This window comes from Actinomyces oris (assembly GCF_001937445.1).
Classification (GTDB): domain Bacteria; phylum Actinomycetota; class Actinomycetes; order Actinomycetales; family Actinomycetaceae; genus Actinomyces; species Actinomyces acetigenes.
In genome coordinates, this window is the sequence record NZ_MSKS01000022.1 from 1 (window position 1) to 25,687 (window position 25,687).

Consider the following 25,687-nt stretch of genomic DNA (forward strand, 5'->3'; position numbering starts at 1 on the left):
CGGCCAGCGCCTGACGGCGGGTCTCGTCGGCGGCGATGACGCGGTCGACGAGATCGACGTCGGCACCACGGGCTCGCTGGCTGGCGCGGAAGGGCTCGGGGTTCTCACGAAGCGCACGCAGGTCGATCATGGTCCTGAGTGTAGTCAGGACCGCGCCCCAGACAGCATTCGAGCAGCGCCCCGGGCCGATCCGGGCCGCGAGCGCGACGGGCGACGGAGGCGGGGCGAGCCGGGGACGCCCGAAGTCACGGACGAGTGGCGGAGCCAACACTCGAGGGCGGAACGGGTGGGATTCGACGTCGATCCCCCCGGCGGCCGGCCCGCCGCCAGCGTCACCCAAGGCCCTGAAATCCAGGAATGATCCAGGAGATTGGGTGGCGGCGGCGTGGGGTCGCAAGGCCGCGATATATACATGCTCACCCTCACCCGCACCACCTCGAAACGGCGAACGTGACCCACACCCCTCTTACCAACGCAATCCACCTGTGAATAGAATCCATTTCAATCGGTGCGCCCTATCGTTCCCGACGGTGTTTCCGAGCCGCCACGTTGGAGACTCGCCCTCACCTCCCACCGCACCGCCCTCCCCGCTCCTCCCGGCTAGTCGTCTGTCCCCGATTTTCTGCCACTCCGTCATATCAGGCTCGCCGACCGCCATGAATGCGGGCCCCGACCACAGGACCACAACTCATGCCGACCACATCATCTCCGTCCTTCTCCCAGCTGAGGGCCTTCGTAGCGCTGTGCGACCACCAGCACTTCGGTGAGGCCGCCGCCGCGCTCGGAGTCAGCCAGCCCAGCCTGTCCCAGGCCATCACCGCACTGGAGAAGCGCGTCGGCGGCGAGCTGGTGGAGCGCACCACCCGCCGCGTCCTGGTCACCTCCCTGGGCGAGGCCCTGCTGCCCTACGCCCGGGACGCCGTCCTGGCCGCCGAGGCCTTCAACGAGGCCGCCTCCAGCCAGGGCGCCGCCCTGAGCGGCACGATGCGCCTGGGCGTCATCCCCACCATCGCGCCCTACCTGGCCCCCGTCCTCATTGACGGCCTGCGCGAGGCCCTGCCCCAGATGGACCTGGACCTGCGTGAGATGGTCACCGGGGACAACCTCGACCAGCTCGCCCAGGGGCGCCTCGACGCGGCCATCATCGCCTTGGAGGACGACCTTCAGCGCATCACCGCGATCCCGATGTTCGACGAGCGGCTCGTCGTCCTCACCGCCGCCGACCACCCCTGGGCCGGCCGCACGGACGTGAGCCCCGCCGAGCTCGACGACCAGCCCCTCCTCCTGCTCGACGAGGGCAACTGCCTGCGCGACCAGACCCTAGCCCTGTGCCAGCGCTACGGCTCCCACCCCCCGGTCGCGGTGGCCACCACCCTGTCGACGGTGACCCGCATGGTCGCTCACGGTTCCGGCGTGACGATCATCCCCGAGGGGGCGCTCCAGCTGCTGACCCCCTCCTCGGAGTACGGCGTCGCCCGTTTCGGCGACGAGGCGCCGATGCGCCGCATGGGCCTGGTGCACCGGGTCTCCTCCTCCCGCGGCGCCGACTTCGCCCAGCTGGCCGACCTCATCTCGCGCCTGGTGAGAGAGGCCGACCTGCCCGTCTCGCCCGTCAAGGCCTGAGCCCTCCCTCCGGGGCGCTCCTCGCCGGCGGCAGGCGCTCTCTCGCGTCCTCTCGGCCCGTTCCTGCCCGCCGCCCCCTGGCGGGCCGTGACCCAGGCCGCCAGGGCGGCTAACCTGCCCCTATGACGGGCGGCACCGACGGCGGCACCCGGGCGACGACGCGCACCGGGCGGCCACTGGCCTGCGTCGTCGTCAACCCCTCCAAGCCGCGCGTCACCGCCGTGGTGCGCTCTCTGCTGGAGGGTGAGCTGCGCGAGGCCGGCTACGCCGGGCCCGTGTGGCTGGAGACGAGCGTCTCCGAGCCCGGCACGATGCAGGCGCGCCTGGCTCTGGCGGCCGGGGCGAGGCTGGTGGTGGCCGCCGGCGGCGACGGAACGGTGCGCTCGGTGGCGGCCGGCCTGGCCGGCACCGGGGCCCAGATGGGTATCGTCCCGCTGGGCACGGCGAACCTGGCGGCCCGCAACCTTGGGGTGCCGGTCGGGGATGCCCGGGCGGCGGCCCAGGTGGTGGTCCGCGGCGTCGATCTTCCCGCCGACCTGGCCTGGGTGCGCACCGAGCCCTGGTCCGATCCCGACGTCGTCCCCGACCCGGCGCCGGCGGGCGCCCCCCGCGGGCGGGCGGCCTCCACGCCCCTGACGGGGCCAGCCGCAGCAGCCCCGCCGGACTCCCCGCCCGCCCCGGTCGCACCGGCCGACTCCCGGCAGCTGTCGGCTGAGGCGGCCCGGGCCGTGCGCACGATCCACAGGGCGACCCGCAGGGCGCATCAGTGGACCCGGCCCACACTCGGCGACGAGCACGCCTGCATGGTGGTGGCCGGGATCGGTTTCGACGCCGGACTGGTGGCCTCCACGCGCCCGGCCCTCAAGGCGCGGGTCGGCTGGGGCGCCTACGCGCTGGCGGCCATGGAAAACCTGGGCTCGCCGCGCATGGACCTGGTGCTCAGCCTCCAGGACGAGGCCGGCGCACGGCGCGTGGAGCGCCTGAGGGCCCGCAACCTGCTGGTGGCCAACGGCGGGCGCCTGCCGGCCGGGATCACCCTGCTGCCGCAGGCGCGCACCGACGACGGCATGCTCGACGTCGCCGCCATCGACACGGTGGCCGGCCTGGCGGGCTGGAGCTCGCTGGCGCGCCAGGTGCTGCCGCCCTATGCGGCGCGCTACTCCGAGTCGGGCCGCTCTCTAGGACGGGTGATGCTGCGCCGTGGAGGGGAGGTGGCCGTCCGGCTCTCGGCGCCGGCCCTGGTGGAGGTCGACGGCGACCTGCTGGCACCCACGCAGGGCATGCGGGTACGCATCGACCCCGGGGCGCTGCTCATCCGCCGCCCGGCGGCCTGAGAGCCAACGCGACTGGGACGGCCTGGGAGGCCGGGGCGGCCTGAGCCCACCTCACTCCTCCCAGAAGCCGGCGACGTCGATCGCCCCGCCGCTGGCCTCGAAGTCGGCGCGCACGGCCCGGCGCAGCTCGGCGTCGTGCAGCCAGTCCAGGGCGACTGCGGCCAGCCCGTAGGCGCCGTCGAGCGCGGCCGCGTCCCCGGTGGGGGCGCCGGCGGCCTCGGTCATGGCAGGGGTGTGGAGGGCGACGTCGGGCCGGTCGGTGACCTTGATGAGCGGGTGGATGCCGGGGATGCGCTGGGAGACGTTGCCGAAGTCGGTGCCGGCGGCGATGGTCTCGGGCAGGACGCCGGCGGCCAGGGGGTCGCGGCCGCGCTCGCGCTGGGAGCGCACCCAGGAGGTCAGCAGGGGGCCGTTGTCCCGGACGGGGACCTCGTTGCAGTACTCGGAGGTGAGGATCTCGACGCCGGTGCCGGTCATGAGGGCGGCGCCGTGGAGGAGCTCCTCGACCCGCTCGGCGATCTCCTTGAGGGTCTCGAGGTACTTGGAGCGCACCATGATGGACAGCTCGGTGCGCTCGGGGATGATGTTGGGGACCTGGCCGCCGTCGGTGATGATGGCGTGGAGGCGGTCCATGGGGAGCATCTGCTGGCGCAGCAGGCCGATGCCGGTCAGGGCCAGGGTGGCGGCGTCCAGGGCGTTGCGACCCATGAAGGGCTGGGAGGCGGCGTGGGCCGGCACGCCGTGGAAGATGACGCGCAGGCGGCGCACGCCCAGCCAGGTCTGGTGGGTGACGTCGTGGGCGTAGGAGTGGGTCTGGATGGCGGCGTCGACGCCGTCGAGCATGCCGCGCACGGCCAGGATCTCCTTGGCGGTCGAGTTCTCCTCGGCGGGCGTGGTCTGCAGGACGACGCGGCCGGGCAGGGCGCCGGGGCGGGTGCGGGCCAGGGAGGCCAGGGCGAGGAAGGCGCCCACGGAGTTGGCGCACATGACGTTGTGGCCGCAGCCGTGGCCGATGCCGGGCAGGGCGTCGTACTCGGCGAGGATGGCGATGGTGCCGGCCGACTCGCCGGAGTCTGCGGCGGTTGCGCCGGTGCCGCCGGTTGCTGCCTCGGTGCTGCCGGCCCCGGGGATCTCGGCGCGCAGGGCGGTGTCCATGCCGTAGACGCCGGCCTCGGGCTCGATGCCGTGGCGGCGCAGGAGCTCGGCGACCGTGGCCACGGCGTGATGCTCCTCGTAGCCGGTCTCGGGGTGGTCGTGGATGTCGTGGGAGAGCTCGACGATCTGCGGGGCCAGCTCGGCGACGACCTCACCCAGGGCGGTGCGCAGAGCGGTGGGGGCTCCGGCGTCGTCGGGCAGGGTCGGTGCCGGGCCGACGACGCCGCGGCGCTCCTCGGTCTCAGCGAGCATGCGCTCCTGGATGGCGCCGGAGGGGACGGTGGGGCGGGTCAGGTCATTCAGGTCGCGCATGGCTCCATCTTGGCCCAGCCGCCCCCGCCGCGGGAGCCGCCGCCCCCATCGAGGACTTACTTTCGCCACCAGGACTGCGCTGTCCCCCAGATGGCGACGGGGAGACCCCAGTAGCCTGGAGGAAAACGCAGTCCTCGGTCGGAAAGTACGTTCCGGGCGCGAACCGCAGTCACCACTGCGGCCCGCCCGAGCCGCCGCCGGGGGCGAGTGCCCCTCGCCCCCGCGCTCTTCCGCCACCTCCGGCGCTCGCACACCGAGACTCTCTTAAGACCAGGGATCCAGCTCCGATGGTGCTACACTCGCAGTGACTGATTCCCAGTAAGCCCCGCCATGCTTGCGGGGTTGAATGCTCCACCGGCTTGCCCACTGGCAAGGCGGTCTGACTGCCCGATCTCACATTGAGACCGGGCAGTTTTCTTACGACAGCCTCATAGTGCGTTCAAGTGTGGTATGCATCTCTCATGCCTACTCACCACCTTCGCGTGGGGATCGACGTCGGCACCCATTCCGTCGGGCTCGCAACGCTGCGGGTTGACGACCAGGGGACCCCCATCGAGCTCCTTTCAGCACTGTCGCTCATTCATGACTCAGGAATCGGCGAGGACGGGAAGAGAACCGCCTCGACTCGCAAGGAGATCTCCGGCGTCGCCCGCCGCGCTCGACGCCTGCTGCGGCGTCGACGCAAGCGGCTCCAGCAACTCGACAAGGTGCTGCTCGACCTGGGCTTCCCAATTCCAGATCTAGGCGGGCAGACCGATCCATACCTGGTGTGGAGAGTGCGCGCTCAGCTGGTTGAGGAGACGCTACCTGAGGAGCTGCGTGGCCCGGCCATCTCCATGGCGGTACGCCATATCGCACGGCATCGGGGGTGGCGCAACCCGTACTCGAAGGTCGAGTCGCTGTTGTCACCTGCAGAGGACTCCCCGTTCATGGAGGCGCTGCGCGAGCGCATCATGACGGGCCCAGGCGAGATTCTCGACGACGACATCACCCCCGGACAGGCGATGGCCCAGGTGGCGCTGACCCACCGCATCACCATGCGCGGTCCGAAGGGCATTCTCGGCAAGTTGCATCAGAGCGACAACGCCAATGAGATCCGGAAGATCTGCGACCGTCAGGGCATCTCTCCCGATGTCTGCAAGCAGCTGCTGCGTGCCGTTTTCAAGGCGGAGTCCCCACGCGGGTCGGCCGTCTCCCGCGTGGCTCCCGACCCGCTTCCCGGCCAGGGCTCCTTTCGGCGCGCGCCGAAGTGCGATCCGGAGTTCCAGCGCTTCCGGATCATCTCCATCGTGGCCAATCTCCGCATCAGTGAGGCCAAAGGTAAGGACCGGCCGCTGACGGCGGACGAGCGCCGCCAAGTAGTTGCCTTCCTCCTGGAGGACCCACGAGACGACCTGACCTGGGTTGATGTGGCTGAGAAGCTGGGAGTCTCCCGCCAGGCTCTGCGGGGTACCGCGACGCTCACCGCAGATGGTGAACGGTCGGCCGCTCAGCCTCCGGTCAACGTGACCGACCAGATCATGCGCAAGACGAAGATCAGCGCGCTGAAGACCTGGTGGGTGGAGGCCGACGCCGAACGGCAGGGCGCCATGGTCCGTTACCTCTACGAGGGTCTTGAGGACTCGGAGTGCGCCGAGGTCATTGCCAAGTTGCCGGAGGAGGACCAGGCCAAGCTCGATTCTCTCCACCTTCCAGCCGGACGTGCGGCGTATTCGCGGGAGTCATTGACGGCCCTCAGCGACCACATGCTGGCGACGACTGACGATCTGCATGAGGCACGTAAGCAGCTCTTCGGCGTCGATGACTCATGGGCCCCTCCGGCCGAACCTGTGGGCGCCCCGGTGGGCAACCCGTCCGTCGACCGGACCCTCAAGGCCGTCGCACGGTATCTCGCCGCGGTCGAGAATGTGTGGGGCAAGCCCGAGGTCATTCAGGTGGAGCATGTCCGAGATGGCTTCGCCAGCGAGCGTGCGGCGCGGGAGCGGGACCGGGCGAACAACCGTCGCTACGAGGTGAACCAACGCGCGATCAAGGAGATTCAGCAGTCCTACGGTGTGGAGGGACATGTACGTCCAGGCGACGTCATGCGCCATCACGCCATCACATTGCAGGACTCCGCCTGCTTGTACTGTGGGGGGACAATCGGCTACCACACCTCTCAGCTGGACCACATCGTTCCGCAGGCCGGAACAGGATCGAATAACCACCGAGAGAATCTCGTGGCCGTCTGCGAGCGCTGCAACCGTTCGAAATCGAACACCCCGTTCGCAGTTTGGGCGCAGACCTGCGGGATCCCTGATGTCGGGGTGAAGGAGGCCATCGGTCGAGTGCGCGGGTGGCGCAACCGCCCTGACGGCATGTCACCTGGTGATTTGAAGCGCCTTAAGAAGGAGGTCATCGCTCGTCTTCAGCGCACCCAGGAGGATCCTGAGATCGATGAGCGCAGTATGGAGTCCGTGGCTTGGATGGCCAATGAGCTTCGCCACCGTATTGCCGCCACCTACCCCGACGCCGATGTCATGGTCTACCGTGGCGCCATCACTGCGGCTGCCCGCAAGGCGGCGGGTATCGACTCCCGTATCAACCTGATTGGTGAGAAGGGACGCAAGGATCGCATTGACCGTCGCCACCACGCCGTGGATGCGAGCGTTGTCGCCCTCATGGAGAGGAGCGCCGCCAAGACGCTGGCGGAACGGTCAAGTCTTCGTTGGGCACAGCGCCTCACTGGCCAGGAGGAGACCTGGAAGCAGTACACGGGCTTGACCGTGGGGGCGCGAGAGCACTTCGAGTCGTGGCGGAGCCACATGCTTCGTCTCACGGAGCTGTTTAATGAGCGCCTGGCCGCTGATGAAGTGCATGTCGTTGAGAACCTTCGCTTGCGTCTCGGTAGCGGTAACGCCCACGACGACACGATCCGGAAGTACGACACTCCCCGGCTCGGTGACGGCCTGTCGGTCAACCAGATTGATCGAGCCAGTTCCCCCGCATTGTGGTGTGCGCTCACCCGGGAGGTGGACTTCGACGCCGAGAACGGCCTTCCTGCCAGGGAGGATCGTTTGATCAGAGTTCACGGACAAGAGTTGACGTCCAACGACCGTATTAAGCTGTTCTCCAAGAAGCGCGGCAACGATGCCAAGGAGAAGCCTTTCGGGGCTATCGCGGTGCGTGGTGGTTACGCGGAGATCGGGTCAACAATCCATCACGCCCGCATCTACCGTATCGAGGGCAAGAAGCCTGTCTACGCGATGCTCCGCGTCTTCACTCACGACCTGCTAAGTCATCGGCATGGGGATCTCTTCTCCGCGGTCGTCCTACCCCAGTCGATTAGCATGAGGTGCGCCGAACCGAAGCTTCGGCAGGCCATCGCTGCGGGCAACGCCACCTATCTGGGATGGGTCGTGGTGGGTGACGAACTGGAGATCAACATTGACTCCTTCACCAAAGACACTATTGGGCGCTTCCTCGAAGACTACCCTAACACCACACGTTGGCGTATATGTGGGTATGACGCCAACAATAAACTGACATTGAAACCAAGGATCCTTGCCGCGGAAGGATTAGGGAATCCAATCAGCGCCGTGAGTGAAATCGTTGACCGTAAAGGATGGCGAGTAGCAATTAACGTACTGGCCAAAGTACAACCTACTGTTGTTCGTCGCGATGCTCTAGGCCGCCCTCGGCACTCCAGTAGATTCGGTCTCCCTGTCTCCTGGACCCTCGAGTGAGGCTCCGAAATTGGACACAGCCTGGCGCATCATTGACTGCTCGTCGCTGGAGGGGCGCATCACCTCGGATCGTGGGGCGATCTGTATCCACCAGGACGACGGGGGTGAGCATCGGATCCCGACGGCCGATGTGGCGGTCGTCCTCGTAGGTCCTCACGTGAGCTTCTCGACGGCTGTCGTACATCGCCTGCTGGGCGCGGACGTTGTCGTGCTGTTCTGCGACTGGCGGGGCGTTCCCGAGGGCGCCGCCTATCCGTGGCATGAGCATGGTCGCGTTGGCGCCAGGCAGCTGGCGCAGTCGCAGCTCTCTGAGCCGCGGAGGAAGAATGCGTGGGGGCGCCTGGTGAGGGCGAAAGTGCTGGGACAGGCGACTGTCCTACTTCAGAAGGATCGTCCTGCGGCAGCTCGGCTCAAGGAGATGGCTCGTTCGGTCCGCTCGGGCGATCCGGAGAATGTCGAGGCCCATGCTGCTCGCCTGTACTGGTCCCGCCTATTCGCCTCCGAGGGTGATTTTTTCCGGCGTCCGGAGGCAGAGGACCACCGCAACAGCTGCTTGAACTATGGCTATGCGGTCCTGCGCGCTCACGGGATTCGGGCGGTAGTGAGTGCTGGGCTCTGCCCGACGCTCGGCCTGTTCCATCACGGACGCGGCAATATGTTCAACCTGGTGGATGACATCATTGAGCCCTTCCGCCCTGCGGTGGATGATGCTGTGCTGCGTCTGGATCCTGATGCGAGTCCCGCTGAGCGGCAGGTGAAGCAGGTTCTGGTTGCTGCGGTCCAACAGCCGTTCCGTGACGACGGTGCTACGCTCCCGACCGTCTTGGAGGAGTTGGCTCAGCACTTGGGTCAGTACTGTGAAGGGGATCGAGCCCGCTTGGATGTCCCGTCGTGGACCGGTCCGAGGCGTGAGTCCTGATGGCGGATGATCCAGTGTGGTGCGTGGTCATGTTCGATCTGCCGGTGGCGACGAAGAAGCAGCGCAAGGAGGCGACTCGTTTCCGGCACCTTCTTCTGGATGAGGGTTTCTGGATGGCGCAGTACAGCGTCTACGTCCGTTACTCCCCGACCGTGGCCGGCGAGCGTCGTAGGGCGAGTGCGATCAGGAACAACCTGCCGCGCGGCGGCGAGGTGCGGATCCTGTACGTCACCGACCGCGAGTGGTCGCACGCGCTCTGTTTCCGCAACGAAGAACCCGTCGAGGCTGATCCCGAGCCCCAACAGCTCATGATCTTCTGACCCCTGACGAGGCGTTTGCGCTGGTCAGACCCCCTTGATAGACGTTTCAGAAGTCTATCAAGGGGTCTGGCGACTGATTCCCAGCTCGGCGGCGAGCTCGCGCCAATCGTCCTGAAGTCTATCAAGGGGTCTGGCGACTGATTCCCAGCAGGGGCTCAAGGGCCACCTCACCGCCCTGAAGTCTATCAAGGGGTCTGGCGACTGATTCCCAGCCGACGCGTCTTGTGGAGCTTGTCTCGACGAAGTCTATCAAGGGGTCTGGCGACTGATTCCCAGCGCTTCGTGCCGGACGTGGCCGGCGACGTGAAGTCTATCAAGGGGTCTGGCGACTGATTCCCAGCCGTTCAGGGAGCCGGTGCCTGTGTCGGTGAAGTCTATCAAGGGGTCTGGCGACTGATTCCCAGCGCTGGCCTTGTCTGGCGGCGAGGCGATCGAAGTCTATCAAGGGGTCTGGCGACTGATTCCCAGCACGGTACTCGTTCCCTGGCGGAGGCTCTGAAGTCTATCAAGGGGTCTGGTGACTGATTCCCAGCGCTCGAAACGCTCAGGAAGGGCACGGCCGAAGTCTATCAAGGGGTCTGGTGACTGATTCCCAGCCTGGGTGTGCTGAGGGATCCGGAGTGGAGAAGTCTATCAAGGGGTCTGGTGACTGATTCCCAGCTGACGACTTTGGCGAGTGCTGATGACGGGAAGTCTATCAAGGGGTCTGGCGACTGATTCCCGGCAGCGAGGTGACATATGCGCACGGCGGCGGGGACTCCGGCGTCGTCGGGCAGGGCCGGTGCCGGGCCGACGACGCCGCGGCGCTCCTCGGTCTCAGCGAGCATGCGCTCCTGGATGGCGCGGGAGGGGACGGTGGGGCGGGTCAGGTCGTTCAGGTCGCGCATGGCTCCATCTTGGCCCAGCCGGCCTCCCCGCGCTCAGTCGCGGGGTGCAGCGAGCCGGCGCGCCGCGTCAACGACAACGGCGCGCTGACGCATGTGCACCTCCTCGTCATCGAGAGGCCCGCACAGCATCCGCGCCACCTGGGGCACGGTGGACCACCAGCCGGTCAGCGACATAAGCATGAGCATGAGCGCCCCGGGGTCGACGTCCCCGGTCAGGACGCCGGAGTCCTGACCGCTGCGCACCCCGGCGATCTTGCGCTGGTAGTGCTCGCGCCGCAGCTCCTCCTCGGGTACCTCGTCGTCGAAGGCGAGAGCCTCCCAGCACAGGAGCCGGATGAGCTCGGGGCGTTGCCGGTGGTAGTCGTAGAGGCGCCCGGCGTAGTCCCCCGCATCCTCACCCTCGTCGAAGGCGGGCGGTACGGCCTCCGCCACCCTGGTCAGCTCGTCGCGCAGGACCGCGGAGAACAGGCGGTCCTTGGAGCCGAAGTAGTTGTAGACGCGCTCCTTGTTGATCCCCGCCCGCTTCGCGATCCGCTCGACGGTGGTCCCAGCGGGCCCACGGCGGGTGAACTCGACTGTGGCGGCATCCTTGATCTTGCGCTTGGTCCCCTCGGTGTCCCAGGCCATGGCACCCCGTCTCCCGTGTCCGCGAGCGCCGGCGACAAACTCCAACGCTACCGTTGAAACTACTCCTCCAGTCTACTAGGGTCATTTCCAACGCTTACGTTGGAAAGGGGTTCTCATGTCTCGCGCACACCGGTCCGATCTGCATCCCGACGTCACCCACTCCGAGTCACCCACACAGTTGACGACTCGGTCAGCCTCTCCCACCTACCCCGCCGGCAGCAGTGCCACCGTGACCCTCGTGGTCACCGCGCTGCTCGTTCTGACCCAGCTGTACGCCGCCATCCCCTTGCTCACCCCGATCTCGGTCGACCTCCACGGCAATGCCACCGTCGCCCTGTCGACGGCCTTCAGCCTCACCTACGCCGCGGGCTTCCTCATCTGGGGGCCGGTCTCCGACCACTACGGCAGACGGAGGATCATGGCGCTGGCTCTCGGGATCCTCATCGTCTCCACCGTCTGCTGCGCCCTGGCGCCATCGCTCCCAGTCCTCGCAGCCCTGCGCGCTATCCAGGGCCTGAGCGCCTCCGGCTTCGCGCCCGTGGCCCTGGCCTACCTGTCCGAGGCCCTGGAGCCGCCCAGGCGGGCCGGGGGGATCGGGGCGATGTCGACGTCGTTCCTCGTGGCGGGCATCGTCGGCCAGGTCCTGGCCTCACTGGTTGCGCTGCACCTGGGGTGGCGGTGGTTCTTCCCCCTGTGCGGTGGACTGCTGGCTGTGGCCCTGGCGGTCGTCCTCGGCGTTGTGCACGACGCCGCTCCCGCCTCCGGCCCCTCGGGCTCCTCCCTGCGGGGACAGTTCGCATCACTGGGGCGGCTCGCGCTCAGGCCCGCGGTTCTGGCGCTCAGCCTGGCGCACGTCACGCTGCTCATGGTGTTCGTGGCCATGTACACGGGGATCGGCGGTCACCTGGAGACGCTGGGCCTGCGTCCCACGTCCATCATCCTCATCCGCCTGGCAGCCCTACCAGCCATGTTCCTCAGTCTCGTAGCAGGTCGGCTCGCCGCGAGGTGGTCCTGGTCCCGGACGGCCCAGCTCGGCTTCGGGGTATCGGCATTGGGCATGCTCGGTGAGGCACTGCTGGCGCAGAGCCTGGTGGGCCTGGTGGTCTGCAGCGTCGTGTACGTCGCTGGGGTCGCGTTAGCCGCGCCAGCGATGATCAGCCTCTACGGGCAGGTATCCGCCCCCAACCGCGGCAGCGGCATGGCGCTCAACGGATTCATCCTGTTCGTCGGCACGAGTGCCGGCCCACTCCTGGCGACGTCGTCGTCCACCTTCCGGACGCTGGCTCTGACGCTGACCGGGATCCTGGCCGTGGCGCTGGCCGCGATCACCGGTTTCAAGGCACTGGCCGACACCGACCACTGACGCGAACCGACCGAGGGAGCCACCGCCCCCATCGAGGACTTACTTTCGCCACCAGGACTGCGCTGTCCCCCAGATGGCGACGGGGAGACCCCAGTAGCCTGCAGGAAAACGCAGTCCTCGGTCGGAAAGTACGTTCCGGGCGCGAACCGCAGTCACCACTGCGGCCCGCCCGAGCCGCCTTACCCCGTCCTCAGCTGAACAGCGAGGCGGCCACCATGGTGTCACCCTCCTTGATGCCCGGGGGGATCGCGAACAGCGCCGAGGCCTCGTGCTTGAGGTACTCCTGGAGGGCGTCGCTCTTGGTCATGCGGTCCAGGATCGGGTAGAAGTTCGTGCGCGGGTCACGCACGAAGGCGATGAAGAACAGGCCGGTCTGCAGCAGCCCCAGGGAGTCGGAGCCGTCGGTGTAGTTGTAGCCGCGGCGCAGCATCCGGCGCCCCTGGTTCTGCTCCGGTGAGACGACGGCGATATGCGCGTCGGCCGGCACGAGCGTCTCACCCTTGTCGTCCTTGGCCTTGTAGTCCACGGCCGTGAACTCCTCGGAGGCCTTGGTGGGGTTGGCGATGCTCAGCGGCGCCCCGTAGCGCTTGTCGCGCCCCATGGTCTGCTCCTGCTCGATGAGCCGCAGGCGGTCCCAGATCTCGGCGAGCATGCGGATGCGCCGGGCCACGTAGTAGGTGCCGCCCGTCATCCACTCGGCTGCGGCGTCGTCGCCCTTCTGGACCCACAGGTGCTTGTTGAGCTGGTCGGAGGAGTCCTCGGCCTTGATGTTGTTGGTGCCGTCCTTGAAGCCGAACAGGTTACGCGGCGTCTCCTGGTCCACGGAGGTCGACGACGTGCGCCCGTAGCCGACCTGGCTCCACCGCAGCGCGGCGGTCCCGAAGGCGATACGGGTGAGGTTGCGGATCGCGTGGACGCACACCTGGGCGTCGTTGGAGCAGGCCTGGATGAGCAGGTCACCGTCGGACTGGGCGGCGTGGAGCTGGTCGCCGGCGAAGGAGGGCATACCCTCCTTGAGGACGGCGGGCATCTTGGCGGCCAGGCCGAAGCGGTCCTTGCCGTCGGCGTCGACGAACAGCCCCTTGCCCACGCCGAAGGTGATGGTCAGGCCGTTGGGCTTGTAGCCCCAAGCCTCGCCGGTGTCCTTGGGCGGCAGCTGCTTGTTGGAGCTGGGCTGGCCGCCGATGAGCTCGCCGGCGGCCATCTGCTCGGCGGCCACGGCCCAGTCGGACAGGAGGGTTTTCAGCTCCTCGACGTCGGTGGTGGAGACGTCGAAGGCCGCGGTGAACATGTTGTCCTGGGCGGGGGTGGTGATCCCCGCCTGGTGGTCACCCCGGAAGGGGTAGGTCGTGAGGATGGCGTCCTCGGACCGGTGGGAGGCCTCCCAGGCGCGGCCGCCGGCCACACCGGCCAGGCCCGCGAGCGCAGCGCCCAGGCCCGCGCCGGTGAACATGGCGCGGCGGCTGGTGCCCTTGGCGCTGGGTTTCCCGGCCGATCCGGGCGTCCCGGCCTCATCCGGCTTGTCGGCCTTCTCCGGCTGGTCAGCCTCGTCGGAGGCGCTCGCCTCCTCGGGCTGCTCCGCCGCGTCGGAGGCCGAGGAGCCCTCACCCGGGCCCTCCGACGTCGGGGCCTGCGACTCCTGCTGCTCCTGCACGGTCTCGTCCTGGGTCTCGTCCTGGGTCGCGTCATCGGCGACCGGGGAGGTGTCCGACTCGTGGGCCGGCTTGCCACTCACTGCTGTCTCCTTCCGGGGTGTCCGGGTTGCTCTGGTGCCGCCGCCTCAGAGGACGGTTCCAGCGACCTTGGACAGCGACTCGCTCAAGGCGTTGACGGCGTCGGAGAACTTGCGCTGCACGTCGGTGTAGGCGTTCTTGTCCGGGGTCTCGCCGGCGTCCTTCTGGACCGAGGCGATGGTGGAGTAGTCCACGTAGGTGGGCTGGCCGTTGGAGGCCTTCCCGGAGGCATGGTTCGCGATGAGCTTCTCGACCGCCGTGAACTGGGTGGTGATCTTCTCGGCGAGCTTGGCGTCCTTCTTCTTCATGAGCTCCTCGACGTTGCCGTAGGCGACCTTGGCGCCCTCGACATTGGCCTGGAAGTCGTAGAGGTCGGTGTGGGAGAAGGTCTCCTCCTCACCGACGATCTTGGAGCTGGCGACCTCCTCCAGGAGGCTGGAGGCGCCGTTGGCGACGTCCTCGAGCCCGAGCTCGAACTTCTTCCCGCTGGCACCGGTGATGTTCCCGTAGACGAGGTCGTAGAGCGACTTGGTGTCGGCGTTGAGCTGGTCGGCGACCTTCTTGCGGGCGGCGTCGTCGGCGAACTTGAAGGGGCTGGAGGAGTCCTGGGCCCACAGGTCGGCCTCGATGCGGTGCCATCCGGTCCATCCGGCGAGGACGTCCTTGTCCGTGACGGCCTTGCCGGCGCCGGAGGCGAGGTCCTGGACGCGGGTGTCCAGGGCGGCGTCGAGGTCGCCGGCCTCCTTGAGGCCGAAGGACTCGGCGGTGGGCTCGATGCGCTCGTAGTACTGGCGCGCCAGCGGGTAGAGGCTCTTGGCGGTGTCGGTGTCGCCGGAGGTGTAGGCGGTGACGAAGCCCTGGGTGGCGGTGAGGAGCTGGCCGGTCTGGTCGCGCACGTAGGCGGTGTAGTTGGTGACGGCGGCCTCGCGCGCCTTGGTCTCGTCGGCGCTGATGTCGACGGCGGCGCCCTTGGTGATCTTCAGCTCGGTGACGCCCTTGAGCTCGCCGACCATGTTGGGCTTGCAGGCGGCGTAGTAGGTGCCCTCCTTGAGGGAGGTGGTGAGCCTCGTGGTGGTGCCGGGGCCGATGTTCTCCTGCTCGGAGACGATCTGGAGCTTGTCCTCAGTGAGGATCTCCAGCTCGTTGGCCACTGAGCCGGAGTTGGTGATGGTGAAGGTGACCACGCCCGAGGGGAAGGAGGTGGAGGAGAGCTTGCAGGCGTCGTCAGTGAGGGTCACCGTGATCTCCTGGGCCGCCCCGGAGCCGGAGGCGCCGCCCTTGGCGTTCTTGGGGTTGTCGGCGCAGGCGGCCAGGCCCAGGCCCATGGCGGTCAGGGGGAGCAGGGTGAGCACGTTGCGTCGCTTGATGGTGAGCATGGTCTTTCCTTTGTAAGGGGGCGGCGTGAACAAGGGGCGGGGAGGGTGGTCGGGGTGGTCAGGAGGCCGCGACGGCGTCGGCTGGCTCCTCGGCGTCGGACTCGTCAGCGCTCGCGGCGGCCGGGGTGGCCGGGGTGGCCGGGGCGGCGACTGCGCGTGCGGGCGAGGGCCATCGGCCCGTGATCTGGAGGGTGAGGAGGACCAGAGTCGGGACGATGTAGACCCACCAGCCCACGACCTGCAGGACAGTGGGCTGGAGGTTGAGCTGGAACATGGCCTGGAGCAGCACGTAGAGCCAGTGGAAGGGCGAGGCGCCGTCGGGCAGGTAGAGGGACAGGTCCCAGGCGTGGCTCATGATGCCCGGCAGGAGGCCGGCCTCCTGGAGGTCCCCGAAGCCGTAGGCGACGATGCCGGCGGCGACGACAACGAGGAAGTAGCCGGTCACGGCGAAGAAGACGCGCAGGTTGATGCGCACCGCGCCCTGGTAGATGAGGACGCCCAGCACAATGGCGATGGCCAGTCCCGCGATGACGCCCACTGTCGCCTGCACGGTGGAGGTCTCGATGCTGGAGCGCACGGTGGCCCAGACGAACAGGGCGGTCTCCACTCCCTCGCGCCCGACGGCGACGACGGCGATCCAGACGACGCCCCAGCCGGAGCTGCCCGCGGAGAGAGACTTGGACAGTGATCCCTCCAGCTCGCCCTTGAGCTCCCGGGCGTTCTTCCCCATCCAGAAGATCATCCAGGTCACCATGCCGACGGCGACGAAGGACAGGGTGCCGCCGAGGATCTCCTGAGCCTGGAAGGTGAGGGTCTTGGGGCCCCAGATCATGATGGCGCCGGCGACCAGCGGGATCAGCGCCGCCAGCCCGACCCCCAGCCACAGCTTGGGCAGGGCGTCGCGGCGGTCGGCCTTGACGAGGTAGGCGACGATGATGCTGACAACAAGCGCCGCCTCCAGGCCTTCCCTCAGGGCGATGAGCAGGTTGGCGAACACTCGACCTCCAAGTCACGAATCAGTCTCAGGTCACGATGGTCGAGGCAAGCCTAGCCTTAGATGTTCTCGCTACCAAAGCGTCACGTATATCGCGTTCGTGTGGGATGAAGCCCAGTTTCGCCGGTCACACCGGCCCGCACCGTCCCGGGGCGCTTGCCCGGTCGGGGACGCCTGGCGACGAGTACTGCACGAGGGCCGGGGGCTACTGGAGGAGGGTCGGGTGTACTCCGCGAGGTGCGGGCGTTCGTGCAGTATGCACAACCCCTGGCCAGTGCCTCCCGAGCCTCGTGGAGTAGGCCGGCTCGAAGAGGCTCAGGCCGGTACCGGACCAACGACGCCGCGGCGCTCTTGGATGGCGCCGAAGGGGACGGCGGAGGCGGGTCAGGTCGTTCAGGTGGCGCAAGAGCCCGTCGTGGCCCAGCTACCACCCGCGCTGCGGGAGCCGTCGACCCCCATTGCGGGAGCCGTCGACCCCCATTGCGGGAGCCGCCGACCCCATCGAGGACTTACTTTCGCCACCAGGACTGCGTTCTCCCCCATATGACTGCGGGGAGACCCCAGTAGCCTGGAGGAAAACGCAGTCCTCGATCGGAAAGTAAGTCCCGGGCGCGAACCGCAGCCACCGCTCCGGCCCGCCCGAGCCGCCTACGGGCCTGCTTACTGCACGCGGGCGGGGGCGAGGAGCGCCGTCCATGTCGCCTCAGCCCCGCCCCCACCCGTGAGTCAAGCCGCTCGCGCAGCCTCAGCTCATCGAGTCCTCGCTCTCCGAGGTGCCCGCCGTGCCATCCGGGCTCCCGATGGCGTCGCCACCACCGACGATGTCACTGGTCCGCCCAGCAGTCACGGAGCCCCCGCCGCTCGCCCCGACGCCGACCTCCACCTCGGCCCGCGCGTCGGCCTCCTCCTTGAGCCGGGTGTTGACCTTCTCGACGTCGAGCCGCATGAGCAGGACGAGGATGAGGGCGTTGGCCGCGAGCGGCAGCCACACGTACATGATGTAGATCATCTGGATGGCGGACTCCGGCTGGACCTTGAGGTCCCCGTCGTAGCCGGAGGCGGCCAGCAGCCACCCGGACAGGGCCGTGCCGAGCCCGCCGCCGACCTTCACGCCGAGCGACGTGCAGGAGAACATGAGTCCGTCGATGCGCTTGCCGGTGCGCAGCCAGGTGTGCTCCGAGGCCTCGGCGATGAGGGCGTTGAGCGTGCCCTGCAACGAGCTCATACCCAGGGCCGCGACCCCGGAGAGGATCAGCATGAGCGGGAGGCTGTTCATGTAGGCGGCCACGAGCACCCCGAGCCGCCCCAGGGTCGCGATGACGTAGCCGATGATGTTGATTCGGTACATGCTCCCGAAGCGGCTCACTACCAGCGGTGTGATGAGGAGCCCGATCATGAGCGGGATGTTGATGGACCAGGCGAAGGTCTTCAGCAGGTCCGCGTCGCCCAGGACGTACTTCATGAAGTAGATGCCCATGTTGAGCATCGCCGTGAAGATCTGGGTGAGCAGGAAGACGATGAGGATGATGAGGTAGTACTTGTTGGACACCAGCATCTTGGCCGACTCCGCCACCGAGAGCTTGTCCTCCTGGAGCTCCTCCTCACCCACCAGCTCCTCGGGCGGCAGCTCCTTGACCGAGAACACCGAGAGCGTGTTGACCGCCAGGCCGAGCAGCGCGTAGAGGATCGCCATCGTCCGCCAGCCGACGGCGCCGCCGCCGAACAGGGCCACACCGCCGACGGTGATGCTCTGGATGAGCAGGTTCGTCCCGAAGGCGAACATGAAGCGGATGGAGCCCATCTGCACGCGCTCAGCCCCGTTGCGGGTGATGAGGGCGGTCAGCGAGGAGTAGGCGATGTTGTTGGCCGTGAAGAAGACCGCGTTGAGCAGCGTGTAGGCGATGAAGAACCAGGCGTACTTGGCGGTGTCCCCCAGGCTCGTGGGGATCGCGAAGATCGCGATGAGCATGGCGGCACAGCCCACGAATCCCCCAGCATCCACGGGCGGGCCTTGCCCAACCGCGTGTTGGTGCGGTCCAGCAGCGCCCCGAAGATGATGTCGGAGAATCCGTCGAAGAGCCGGGAGACCATCATGAGCGTGCCGACGACGCCCGCATTCAGCCCGGCGGTGTCCGTCAGGTAGATCATGACGAAGGCAGACAGCAGGACGTAGACGACGTTGCCGGCGACGTCGCCCGACCCGTAGCCCACCTTGTTGTACCACTTCAGGTACTTCCTCTCGCTGGCCGCCTCCAGCCCGCTTCCTGCGGTGGGGGCGCCGACCTTCTTGCCGGCGGAGTCGCTGCTCATGGCTTCACCTCATTGTGAGTGCTGGTGTGAGTGCTGGTGTGGGTGATGAGGGGGTTGAGCAGGAGATGGAGCTCCATCCCCAGCTCCTGGCTGTCGACCTGGTAGCGGGGCCGCAGGGCGGGCCCGCAGCTGTTGGATCCGATGCCGGCTATGGCGGCGTCCAGGCACAGGACGGTGCTGCCCGACGGCGTCAGCTCGGTGTTGCGGCGCCGCGCGGCCAGCTCCTCCTGCGTGTAGCGGGAGGCGTTGAAGGAGAAGGGGGTCGGCCCGACGGCCGCCAGGCTCAGCCCGCCTCCGGAGAGGAGGACCTTGTTGCAGTCGGCGTGGCTGCCGTTCTCCTGGGGCCTGATGTAGTCCTCGTGGAGGTCGACGACGTCGGCGCTGAAGGCCCCGTGGTAGCTGGCGCGGTGCTTGTCGATGTAGCTCTCCTGCGGGCCCAGGCCGTAGTAGTCGACTTGGCTCATGGACTCGGGCAGGAAGAGGCGCAGTCCCAGGCGCGGCAGGCTGGGGAAGCCCAGCGTCCGGCGCAGTCGCAGGCTCAGGCTCAGGACGCCGTCGTCGGTGAGGGTCCAGATGAGCCGTCCGCGCAGGGCCGGCTGGACCGAGGGCGCCACGAGGCCGACGTCGGCACTGACGGTGACGCACCCGGGTTCCTCGTCGACCTCGACGCCGTAGGCGCGGGCCACGGCCTGGTGGTAGTGGGCGCGCTCCCACTCCAGGCGCGCGTGGCGGTCGTTGTCGGTGGGTGCCCGCCAGATGTTGAGCTCCACCGGGCGCTGAAGGAGCTCGCGGCCCTCCGAGGACAGGGACACGGGCAGGCCGGTGCGCGTGTCGATGGCACAGCTGAGCCCGTCACTGTCGACCTCGATCCGGGTGCCTTCCCGCCTGACCGGCAGGCGGGTCTCGCCGATGGGGCGGTCGGCGAGCGCGGCGACCCACCGGTGGCGTCTGTCGGCGTTGCGCAGGGCGATCTCGTCGAAGCCCAGGATGTGGCCGGCGGCCCGCAGCGTGTCGGGGCGGGCGAGCCGGTAGGTGACCAGCAGGTGGCAGCGCCCGGTGGGCGGGACCTTCGGTTCGCAGCGCAGCATGACGCTCGTGTGCGGTGGGACGGGCTCCACCAGGTCAAGGTCCTCGCGGTCCACGACGACGCCGTCGCAGCGCACCTCGTAGGAGATGCGCAGGTACTGGGACAGGTCGGTGTGGTCGAGGTTGTTGTGGATGGTGAGCAGGCCCTCCTCCTGGTCGTACTCGACGACGCGGGCGGGGCGCTGGACGTTCTTGAGCTCGGCCAGGCCGGGGTGGGGGACGCGGTCGGGCGAGACGAGCCCGTCGACGCAGAAGTTGCCGTCGTGGACGGCCTCGTCGTGGTCGCCGCCGTAGAGCTGGATCGGCCGGCCGTCCTCGCTGGTCCCGGCGGTGACCGCGTGATCGCACCACTCCCACACGAAGCCGCCGCACATGCGCTCGTCGGCCCGGATGATCTCCCAGTAGTCCTCGAGGTCGCCGGGGCTGTTGCCCATGGCGTGGCAGTACTCCACGAGGATGAAGGGCTTGTCGGGGTCGGAGTCCAGGTAGTCGCGGATCTCCTCGATGGCCGGGTACATGCGGCTGTACAGGTCGATGCAGGAGTAGTCGTAGCGGCGCTTGGAGTCCCGGTAGTAGGAGCTCTCGTAGTGGGTCAGCCGCGTGGGGTCGAAATCCTTGGCCCAGAAGAGCGCCGCCTCGAGGGTGCAGCCGTAGGAGCACTCGTTGCCGGCGGACCAGGAGATGATGCTGGGGCAGTTCTTCTCGCGGTGGACGCACAGCCTCATGCGGTCGACGGTGGCCTGGGTCCACTCGGGGTTGTCGGCGATGGGCTCGTTCCAGTGCTCGACCTGGTTGTCCCAGGAGGGGTCGGCCAGGAAGCGGCTCTGGGTGCCGTGGCTCTCGTTGTCGGCCTCGGACATGACGTAGAAGCCGTGCTCGTCGCACAGCTGGTAGAAGCGCGGGTCGTTGGGGTAGTGGGAGCTGCGCACCGCGTTGATGTTGTGCTCCTTCATCAGGCGCAGGTCCCACAGCATGTGCTCCAGGTCGACGACGGGTCCGGTGACCGGGTCGGAGTCGTGCCGGTTGACGCCGCGCAGGGTGATGGGCCGGCCGTTGAGGTGCACGACGGCGTCGCTCACCGCGACCTCGCGGATGCCCACCCGGTCGGTGATGACCTCACCCGGTGTGGTGATGACCAGGGTGTAGAGGTAGGGGTCCTCGGCGCTCCACAGGTGGGGGGCCTCGACGGTGAGCCGGGCGCGGTGGGTGTAGCCGTCGTCGCCGGCGAAGGTCTCCAGCTCGCCGGCGGCCACCACGGCGCCGTCGTGGTCGATGAGTTCAACGGATGTAGGGACGGCCCCGCCCCGGTAGGCGCCCTGGATCCTGACCAGGGCGGTGGCCGGGGCGGCGTCGAGGCCGGTGCCGGCCAGCGGGCCGAGCGAGGTGGTGGTGACGTAGTCGAACAGGACGGCGGCCGGGCGGCTCAGGAGGTAGACGTCGCGGAAGATGCCGCTGGTGCGGAACTTGTCCTGGTCCTCCAGGTAGGTGCCGTCGCACCACTTGAGCACCAGGACGGCCAGGCGGTTGGCGCCGGGGAGGACGAGCTCGGTGACGTCGAACTCTGCGGAGGCGTGGGAGACCTGGCTGTAGCCGACGTAGGTGCCGTTGAGCCACACGTAGAAGCAGGAGTCCACGCCCTCGAAGGTCAGGTAGGTGCTGGGGGCGGCGGGGTCCGGGGTGTAGTCGAAGTCGCGGATGTAGGCGCCGCAGGGGTTGTTCTGGGGGACGTAGGGCGGATCGAAGGGGATGGGGTAGCGGACGTTGGTGTACTGGTGGTGGTCGTAGCCCAGGTGCTGCCAGGTGCTGGGCACCTGAATCATGGTGAAGCCCTCCGGGAGGCGGGCGGGGGTCGCCTGGCCCGGCTCGTCGCCGTCGACCGTGGCGGTGGGGGCGCTCTGCTCCCAGAAGGGCTCGGTCAGCTCGTGGATGCTGGGCAGGTAGCGGAAGGCCCACTGGCCGCTGAGCAGGTGGAAGCGGTCGGAGTCCTCCCGCCTCCAGGGGCTGGTGGCGATGGGATGGGATGCGGGCACGTAGTAGGAGCGTGGCGGCAGCGTGTGTTCGTGGAGGACATCGAGGTCCTCGAAGTGTCTCGGAACGATCATTGTTCGGCTCCCCAGGGGTTGACGGGAACAGAGGACGCGCAGCGGTGCGACGCCTGCGTGGTGACGTTAACATACTAGATGGAAACCTGCTCCGCTAGGCATATCAACGACAATTCCTAGGTTCATCACTCCCTGAGGAGGATCCTTGTGATAACGTCACCACAACGTCAGGATGTGGAGGCCCCTGACGCTCCTGATAGCCTCTCGCCATGCCAGGGCAGAGCCGGGGCGCGCAGGGAGCGCCGTCGATGAGCGACGTGGCCCGCCTGGCAGGAGTCTCCGCTCAGACGGTGTCCCGCGTGGCGGCGGGCTCGGAGCACGTCCGGCCCGACACCCGCGAACGGGTCCTGCGTGCGATGAACCAGCTCGGCTACTCCCCCAACCGCGCCGCCCAGGCCCTGCGCCGCGGCTCCTTCAAGACGATCGGCGTGCTGACCCAGCAGATCCAGCGCACCGGGGAGGCCCTGACCACCGCGGGCGTGCTGGAGGCCGCCACCGCCGTCGACTACGCCGTCAACCTCGTCCAGGTGGAGCACCCCGCCTCCGAGGAGCTGCGTGAGGCCGTCTACAGGCTCTCCCACCAGGCCATCGACGGGCTCGTCGTCGTGCAGGCCGGGCGGGCGGGGCGTGAGCAGCTGGCCCTGCCGCCCTCGATGCCGGTGGCGGTCTCGGACTCCACGCTCGTGGACTACTACCCCTCGGCCAGCGCCGACCAGGTCGGCGGGGTGCGCAACGCCGTCACGCACCTTCTGGAGCTGGGGCACCGCACCGTCCACCACGTGTACGGACCCGAGGACTCCCAGTCAGCCCTCATCCGCAAGGCCACCTGGGCCAGGACCCTGCGGGAGGCCGGCAGGAACGTCCCTGAGGCGGTGGCCGGCGGCTGGGAGGCCGCGGCGGGCTATGAGGCCGGCCTGCGCCTGGCCGCGGACCCGGAGGTGACGGCCGTCTTCTGCGCCAATGACGAGCTGGCCCTGGGACTCATCCGAGCCATGCACGAGCAGGGCAGGCAGGTTCCCGCCGACGTCTCGGTGGTCGGCTTCGACGGCCTGGCCGTGGGCGAGTACACCTTCCCGCCGCTGACCACCGTGCGTCAGGACTTCAAGCGGCACGGCCGCGAGATGGTGAGCCTGGTGTTGGAGCAGGCGGGCTCCGGGATCCGGGACGGCGGCCGCAGCGTCATCATCCCCACCGAGCTCCTCGTGCGCGGCTCGACCGCCCCGCCGGCCGCCTGAGCGCGGCGCGACGCCGGCCCGGCCAGCCTCGCTGCGGGAGCCGCCGACCCCATCGAGGACTTACTTTCGGTACCAGGACTGCGCTCTCCCCCAGATGACTGCGGGGAGAGCCCAGTAGCCTGGAGGACAACGCAGTCCTCGATCGGAAAGTACGTCCTCGGCGCGAACCGCAGCACCGACTCCAGCCCGGCCTGCGACCCGCCCTCGGCTCAGCCGGCCTGCGGCAGGAGGATGGAGGCCCCCAGGGCGAAGGGGTAGCCGGGTTTGAGGATGCACTGGACGACTGGCTGCGCCATCTCCAGGACGCTGTCGGCGTCGAGGCCCTCCTCGCCGTTGGGGCCGGCCTCGGCCACGAGGTCGGAGTAGGGGATGGTGAGGTCGAGCAGGGCCATGCCGTCCCGGTGGGTGGCGGAGTCCCAGGCGCCGCCCTCCATCTCCTGCAAAGTCCCCAGGTGGAAGCTCATGACGCCGTGGTCGTCGACCTGTGCGGGCACGGACAGGATGTGGTGCGGCTCGGGGTCGCGCGGCGCACGCAGGGTGAACAGGATGATGCCGCCGTCGCGGGCGGCGCGCAGCATGACGCGGCCGATATGGATGCCGAAGCCGACGATGTCGAAGACCCCCTCCATGGCCTCCGCGTAGCCCAGCGGCGCCTCCAGGGGGATGGGGGCGCCATCACCGGGGTCGTTGATGGCGCGGCGGCCCGACGGCGTGGCCGCCTTGAGCAGCAGGAGGCGGCCGGAGTCGGTGAGGACGCCGGTCTCGACGCGCTCCTGCCACCCGGCCGGGGCCTGAGCGGGGCCGGGCTCGGACTCCACCAGCCCCATGCCCAGGACGGTGGACAGGTCGGTGTCGTCAGCGGGCCGGTGCCAGGTGATGGTCGCGTCGTCGTGCCAGATGGGCAGGACCCCGTTGAAGGGGATGCCGAAGCGCACGTGCTCGCGGTCGCCGTCGACGGGACGGGACTCATCGACATGACTGACGTGGCTGGTGCGCAGGCCGGACAGACTCGCCGGCTCCGCGCCGCCGGCGCCATTGTCCTGCGGCCCTGCCAGGTACTCGCTCATGAACCCAGCCTAACTGCCACCCGCTCACCCCGTGCGCTCGCGCGGCCGGCAAGACGCTCCTCCTTGCGGGCGCGCTCCCACTGGTGGACCTGCCGGGCCGAGAGCGCCAACAGAGCCAGGACCTGGAGCGCGCTGGTGACGACCAGGCCGACAGTCGCCTGCCGGACCCCAAGGCTGGAGACCTGACCCATGTCAGTGACAATGCCCAGGACGAGGGTCGCCATGAGGGCGATGCGGCCGCGCGGGTGCCCGTGCCAGGCCGCCACTCCCAGGGTGGCAGTCAGGATCGTCAGTCCGGCGGACACCGTGGCGATGAGGGCGACGACGGCGGTGACCACCCCCGGGTTCTCCTCGGGGAGCGGGGCGGTCTCCAGCACCTGGGTGATGTCGATGCGGGCGATGCGCAGAATCTCGACCGCCACCATGAGCCCGATGAGCACCAGGGCGATGACGAGCTGGCTGGGGCGGCGCCGTCGAGCTTGGAGGTCGGCCAGGCGGGCCTGCTGCAGGGAGAGGCCGGCGTCGGACCCGGGGACGACCTCGTTGAGGTCGAGCACGTGGAGGGCGCCGTCGGTGACCACCCGGTCCCCTCCCCCGTTCTTGTCGTGGTAGGAGGTGAAGAAGTCCGGCCAGATCTGGAGCTCGGCGGTCTCGTTGGCCCAGCGGACGTCGTCGACGACGTAGTTGCGCTCAATGTCGATGTCGGCGTCGATCTTGTGGGTGACCTGTAGGGTGAGGACGCTCAGGCCGACGGCGCGGTCGTAGGTGGCGGCAGCCAGCCAGTCCACGTGCCCGCCGCCGGGCAGCGACCAGCCGGGCGGGCAGTACCAGAAGCGGACGTGGTGGCGCTGGGCGGGGTTGCCCTCGACCTCCTTCTGGTAGGCGAAGCTCTGCTTGCGTCCGAAGAGCATGAGGTTGGAGACGGGGGCGGCCGGGTAGGAGCGGCGCAGCAGCGAGGAGACGATGATGCGCCAGGAGGAACGCAGGGTGATGGGGTCGGCGCGCACCCAGCCGGCCGCGATCATCGCCTCGTGAATATCCTCCTCGTCGCCCTTGACGGCGAGGTTGACGGGGTCGCCCAGGAGCCCGTCGGGGGTGCGGGTGCGGCCGATGAAGTAGTCGGGGACGTAGAGCCAGGTGAGGACCTGGTGGAGGCGCGGCAGGGCGAGGTAGGCCAGGACCGCCCAGAACAGCAGGGAGTTGACCACGAGCACCGCATTGAGGTGCCAGCCTGAGCCGATGAGCAACCAGGCCAGCCACAGCGTGGCGACGGCGGCGATGGCGAAGAAGACGGCGTCGAGGACGTCGTCGACGCTCCAGGAGCGGGCGTCGACCTCCGACATCTTGGACGGGCCGTCCCGGTAGACGGGCGGCGCCGTCGGACGGGGGCGAGTCACCTCGGATGACGTCATGACAGCACGTTACCGAAGTCGAGGCACGCCGGGAGCCGACTGCGCGTCGTGAACCGCCGCCGGTGACGGACGGTCCACGACGACGCAGAACGACGGCGTCGTCCTTG

15 protein-coding genes, 2 pseudogenes and 1 CRISPR repeat array are annotated in these 25,687 nt (G+C 68.5%); of the genes and pseudogenes, 7 read left to right on the forward strand and 10 right to left on the reverse strand.

The genetic code is table 11. From position 1 onward, the window contains the following. Nucleotides 1–130 (reverse strand): annotated as a pseudogene (locus BKH20_RS07110) (serine--tRNA ligase); the annotation flags it as partial. Between the two features lie 560 nt (nt 131–690). On the opposite strand from BKH20_RS07110, the gene BKH20_RS07115 reads away from it, so the two are divergent. Together BKH20_RS07115 and BKH20_RS07120 are read left to right on the forward strand one after the other, a co-directional pair. Further along, the gene (locus BKH20_RS07115; protein WP_070662589.1) at nt 691–1,623 is read left to right on the forward strand and encodes a LysR substrate-binding domain-containing protein; all 933 of its coding nucleotides are present in this window, start codon (nt 691–693) and stop codon (nt 1,621–1,623) included. A 122-nt stretch (nt 1,624–1,745) separates the two neighbouring features. After that, nucleotides 1,746–2,957: a diacylglycerol/lipid kinase family protein gene (locus BKH20_RS07120; protein WP_075390481.1), complete on the forward strand. Its 1,212-nt coding sequence runs from the start codon at nt 1,746–1,748 to the stop codon at nt 2,955–2,957. Between the two features lie 51 nt (nt 2,958–3,008). Here BKH20_RS07120 and BKH20_RS07125 read toward each other — a convergent pair whose 3' ends face one another. Beyond that, the gene (locus BKH20_RS07125) at nt 3,009–4,424 is read right to left on the reverse strand and encodes a M20 family metallopeptidase (RefSeq protein ID WP_075390482.1); all 1,416 of its coding nucleotides are present in this window, start codon (nt 4,422–4,424) and stop codon (nt 3,009–3,011) included. Between the two features lie 482 nt (nt 4,425–4,906). Between BKH20_RS07125 and cas9 the strand changes: the two genes are divergently transcribed. Genes cas9 through cas2 form a run of 3 tightly spaced genes read left to right on the forward strand, consistent with a single transcriptional unit; the run spans nt 4,907 to nt 9,388 of the window. Further along, nucleotides 4,907–8,149 carry a type II CRISPR RNA-guided endonuclease Cas9 gene (gene cas9 / locus BKH20_RS07130; protein ID WP_256693070.1) on the forward strand — a complete coding sequence of 1,081 codons (3,243 nt, stop codon included), beginning with the start codon at nt 4,907–4,909 and terminating at the stop codon, nt 8,147–8,149. Between the two features lie 10 nt (nt 8,150–8,159). After that, nucleotides 8,160–9,068, forward strand: a complete 909-nt coding sequence (gene cas1, locus BKH20_RS07135; protein ID WP_075390484.1) for a type II CRISPR-associated endonuclease Cas1 — start codon at nt 8,160–8,162, stop codon at nt 9,066–9,068. Next, nucleotides 9,068–9,388, forward strand: a complete 321-nt coding sequence (gene cas2 / locus BKH20_RS07140) for a CRISPR-associated endonuclease Cas2 (protein ID WP_075390485.1) — start codon at nt 9,068–9,070, stop codon at nt 9,386–9,388. The genes cas1 and cas2 overlap by 1 nt, the downstream gene beginning before the upstream one ends. 49 nt (nt 9,389–9,437) lie before the next feature. Next, a CRISPR array of direct repeats spans nt 9,438–10,113; the repeat unit is 36 nt; unit sequence GAAGTCTATCAAGGGGTCTGGCGACTGATTCCCAGC. A 195-nt stretch (nt 10,114–10,308) separates the two neighbouring features. Here the strand turns inward: cas2 and BKH20_RS07145 are convergent. Continuing rightward, nucleotides 10,309–10,902 carry a TetR family transcriptional regulator gene (locus BKH20_RS07145; RefSeq protein ID WP_075390486.1) on the reverse strand — a complete coding sequence of 198 codons (594 nt, stop codon included), beginning with the start codon at nt 10,900–10,902 and terminating at the stop codon, nt 10,309–10,311. A 115-nt stretch (nt 10,903–11,017) separates the two neighbouring features. Between BKH20_RS07145 and BKH20_RS07150 the strand changes: the two genes are divergently transcribed. Beyond that, on the forward strand, nt 11,018–12,265 hold the full coding sequence (locus BKH20_RS07150) for an MFS transporter (RefSeq protein WP_075390487.1): 1,248 nt from the start codon (nt 11,018–11,020) through the stop codon (nt 12,263–12,265). A gap of 190 nt (nt 12,266–12,455) precedes the next feature. Here the strand turns inward: BKH20_RS07150 and efeB are convergent, their stop codons facing one another. The 5 genes and pseudogenes from efeB to BKH20_RS07175 form a co-directional block, all read right to left on the reverse strand. Beyond that, entirely contained in the window at nt 12,456–14,000 is a 1,545-nt protein-coding gene (gene efeB / locus BKH20_RS07155; RefSeq protein WP_081381640.1) for an iron uptake transporter deferrochelatase/peroxidase subunit, read from the reverse strand. A gap of 45 nt (nt 14,001–14,045) precedes the next feature. Then, a complete protein-coding gene (gene efeO / locus BKH20_RS07160; protein WP_075390488.1) occupies nt 14,046–15,374 on the reverse strand; it encodes an iron uptake system protein EfeO in 1,329 nt (442 codons plus the stop codon). 58 nt (nt 15,375–15,432) lie between these two features. Further along, entirely contained in the window at nt 15,433–16,371 is a 939-nt protein-coding gene (efeU, locus tag BKH20_RS07165; protein ID WP_075390489.1) for an iron uptake transporter permease EfeU, read from the reverse strand. A gap of 742 nt (nt 16,372–17,113) precedes the next feature. Further along, nucleotides 17,114–18,678 (reverse strand): annotated as a pseudogene (locus BKH20_RS07170) (MFS transporter). Next, on the reverse strand, nt 18,675–21,866 hold the full coding sequence (locus tag BKH20_RS07175) for a glycoside hydrolase family 2 TIM barrel-domain containing protein (RefSeq protein ID WP_075390490.1): 3,192 nt from the start codon (nt 21,864–21,866) through the stop codon (nt 18,675–18,677). Before BKH20_RS07175 ends, BKH20_RS07170 begins: the two are co-directional and overlap by 4 nt. Nucleotides 21,867–22,114: 248 nt before the next feature. On the opposite strand from BKH20_RS07175, the gene BKH20_RS07180 reads away from it, so the two are divergent. Further along, on the forward strand, nt 22,115–23,101 hold the full coding sequence (locus tag BKH20_RS07180; RefSeq protein WP_075390491.1) for a LacI family DNA-binding transcriptional regulator: 987 nt from the start codon (nt 22,115–22,117) through the stop codon (nt 23,099–23,101). 209 nt (nt 23,102–23,310) lie between these two features. On the opposite strand, the gene BKH20_RS07185 is transcribed toward BKH20_RS07180, so the two are convergent. Next, nucleotides 23,311–24,168 (reverse strand): hypothetical protein, encoded by an 858-nt coding sequence (locus BKH20_RS07185; protein ID WP_256277465.1) that lies wholly within the window; start codon nt 24,166–24,168, stop codon nt 23,311–23,313. Next, nucleotides 24,165–25,580: an LssY C-terminal domain-containing protein gene (locus BKH20_RS07190; protein WP_075390492.1), complete on the reverse strand. Its 1,416-nt coding sequence runs from the start codon at nt 25,578–25,580 to the stop codon at nt 24,165–24,167. The genes BKH20_RS07185 and BKH20_RS07190 overlap by 4 nt, the downstream gene beginning before the upstream one ends. Between the last annotated feature and the right edge of the window lie 107 nt (nt 25,581–25,687).

Coding starts and splice junctions, on each gene's coding strand:
- BKH20_RS07190 (WP_075390492.1), bottom strand. CDS start 25,580: ATGACGTCATCCGAGGTGACTCGCCCCCGTCCGACGGCGCCGCCCGTC.
- BKH20_RS07125 (WP_075390482.1), bottom strand. CDS start 4,424: ATGCGCGACCTGAATGACCTGACCCGCCCCACCGTCCCCTCCGGCGCC.
- BKH20_RS07115 (WP_070662589.1), top strand. CDS start 691: ATGCCGACCACATCATCTCCGTCCTTCTCCCAGCTGAGGGCCTTCGTA.
- BKH20_RS07185 (WP_256277465.1), bottom strand. CDS start 24,168: ATGAGCGAGTACCTGGCAGGGCCGCAGGACAATGGCGCCGGCGGCGCG.
- BKH20_RS07120 (WP_075390481.1), top strand. CDS start 1,746: ATGACGGGCGGCACCGACGGCGGCACCCGGGCGACGACGCGCACCGGG.
- BKH20_RS07150 (WP_075390487.1), top strand. CDS start 11,018: ATGTCTCGCGCACACCGGTCCGATCTGCATCCCGACGTCACCCACTCC.
- BKH20_RS07180 (WP_075390491.1), top strand. CDS start 22,115: ATGAGCGACGTGGCCCGCCTGGCAGGAGTCTCCGCTCAGACGGTGTCC.
- efeO (WP_075390488.1), bottom strand. CDS start 15,374: ATGCTCACCATCAAGCGACGCAACGTGCTCACCCTGCTCCCCCTGACC.
- BKH20_RS07145 (WP_075390486.1), bottom strand. CDS start 10,902: ATGGCCTGGGACACCGAGGGGACCAAGCGCAAGATCAAGGATGCCGCC.
- BKH20_RS07175 (WP_075390490.1), bottom strand. CDS start 21,866: ATGATCGTTCCGAGACACTTCGAGGACCTCGATGTCCTCCACGAACAC.
- cas2 (WP_075390485.1), top strand. CDS start 9,068: ATGGCGGATGATCCAGTGTGGTGCGTGGTCATGTTCGATCTGCCGGTG.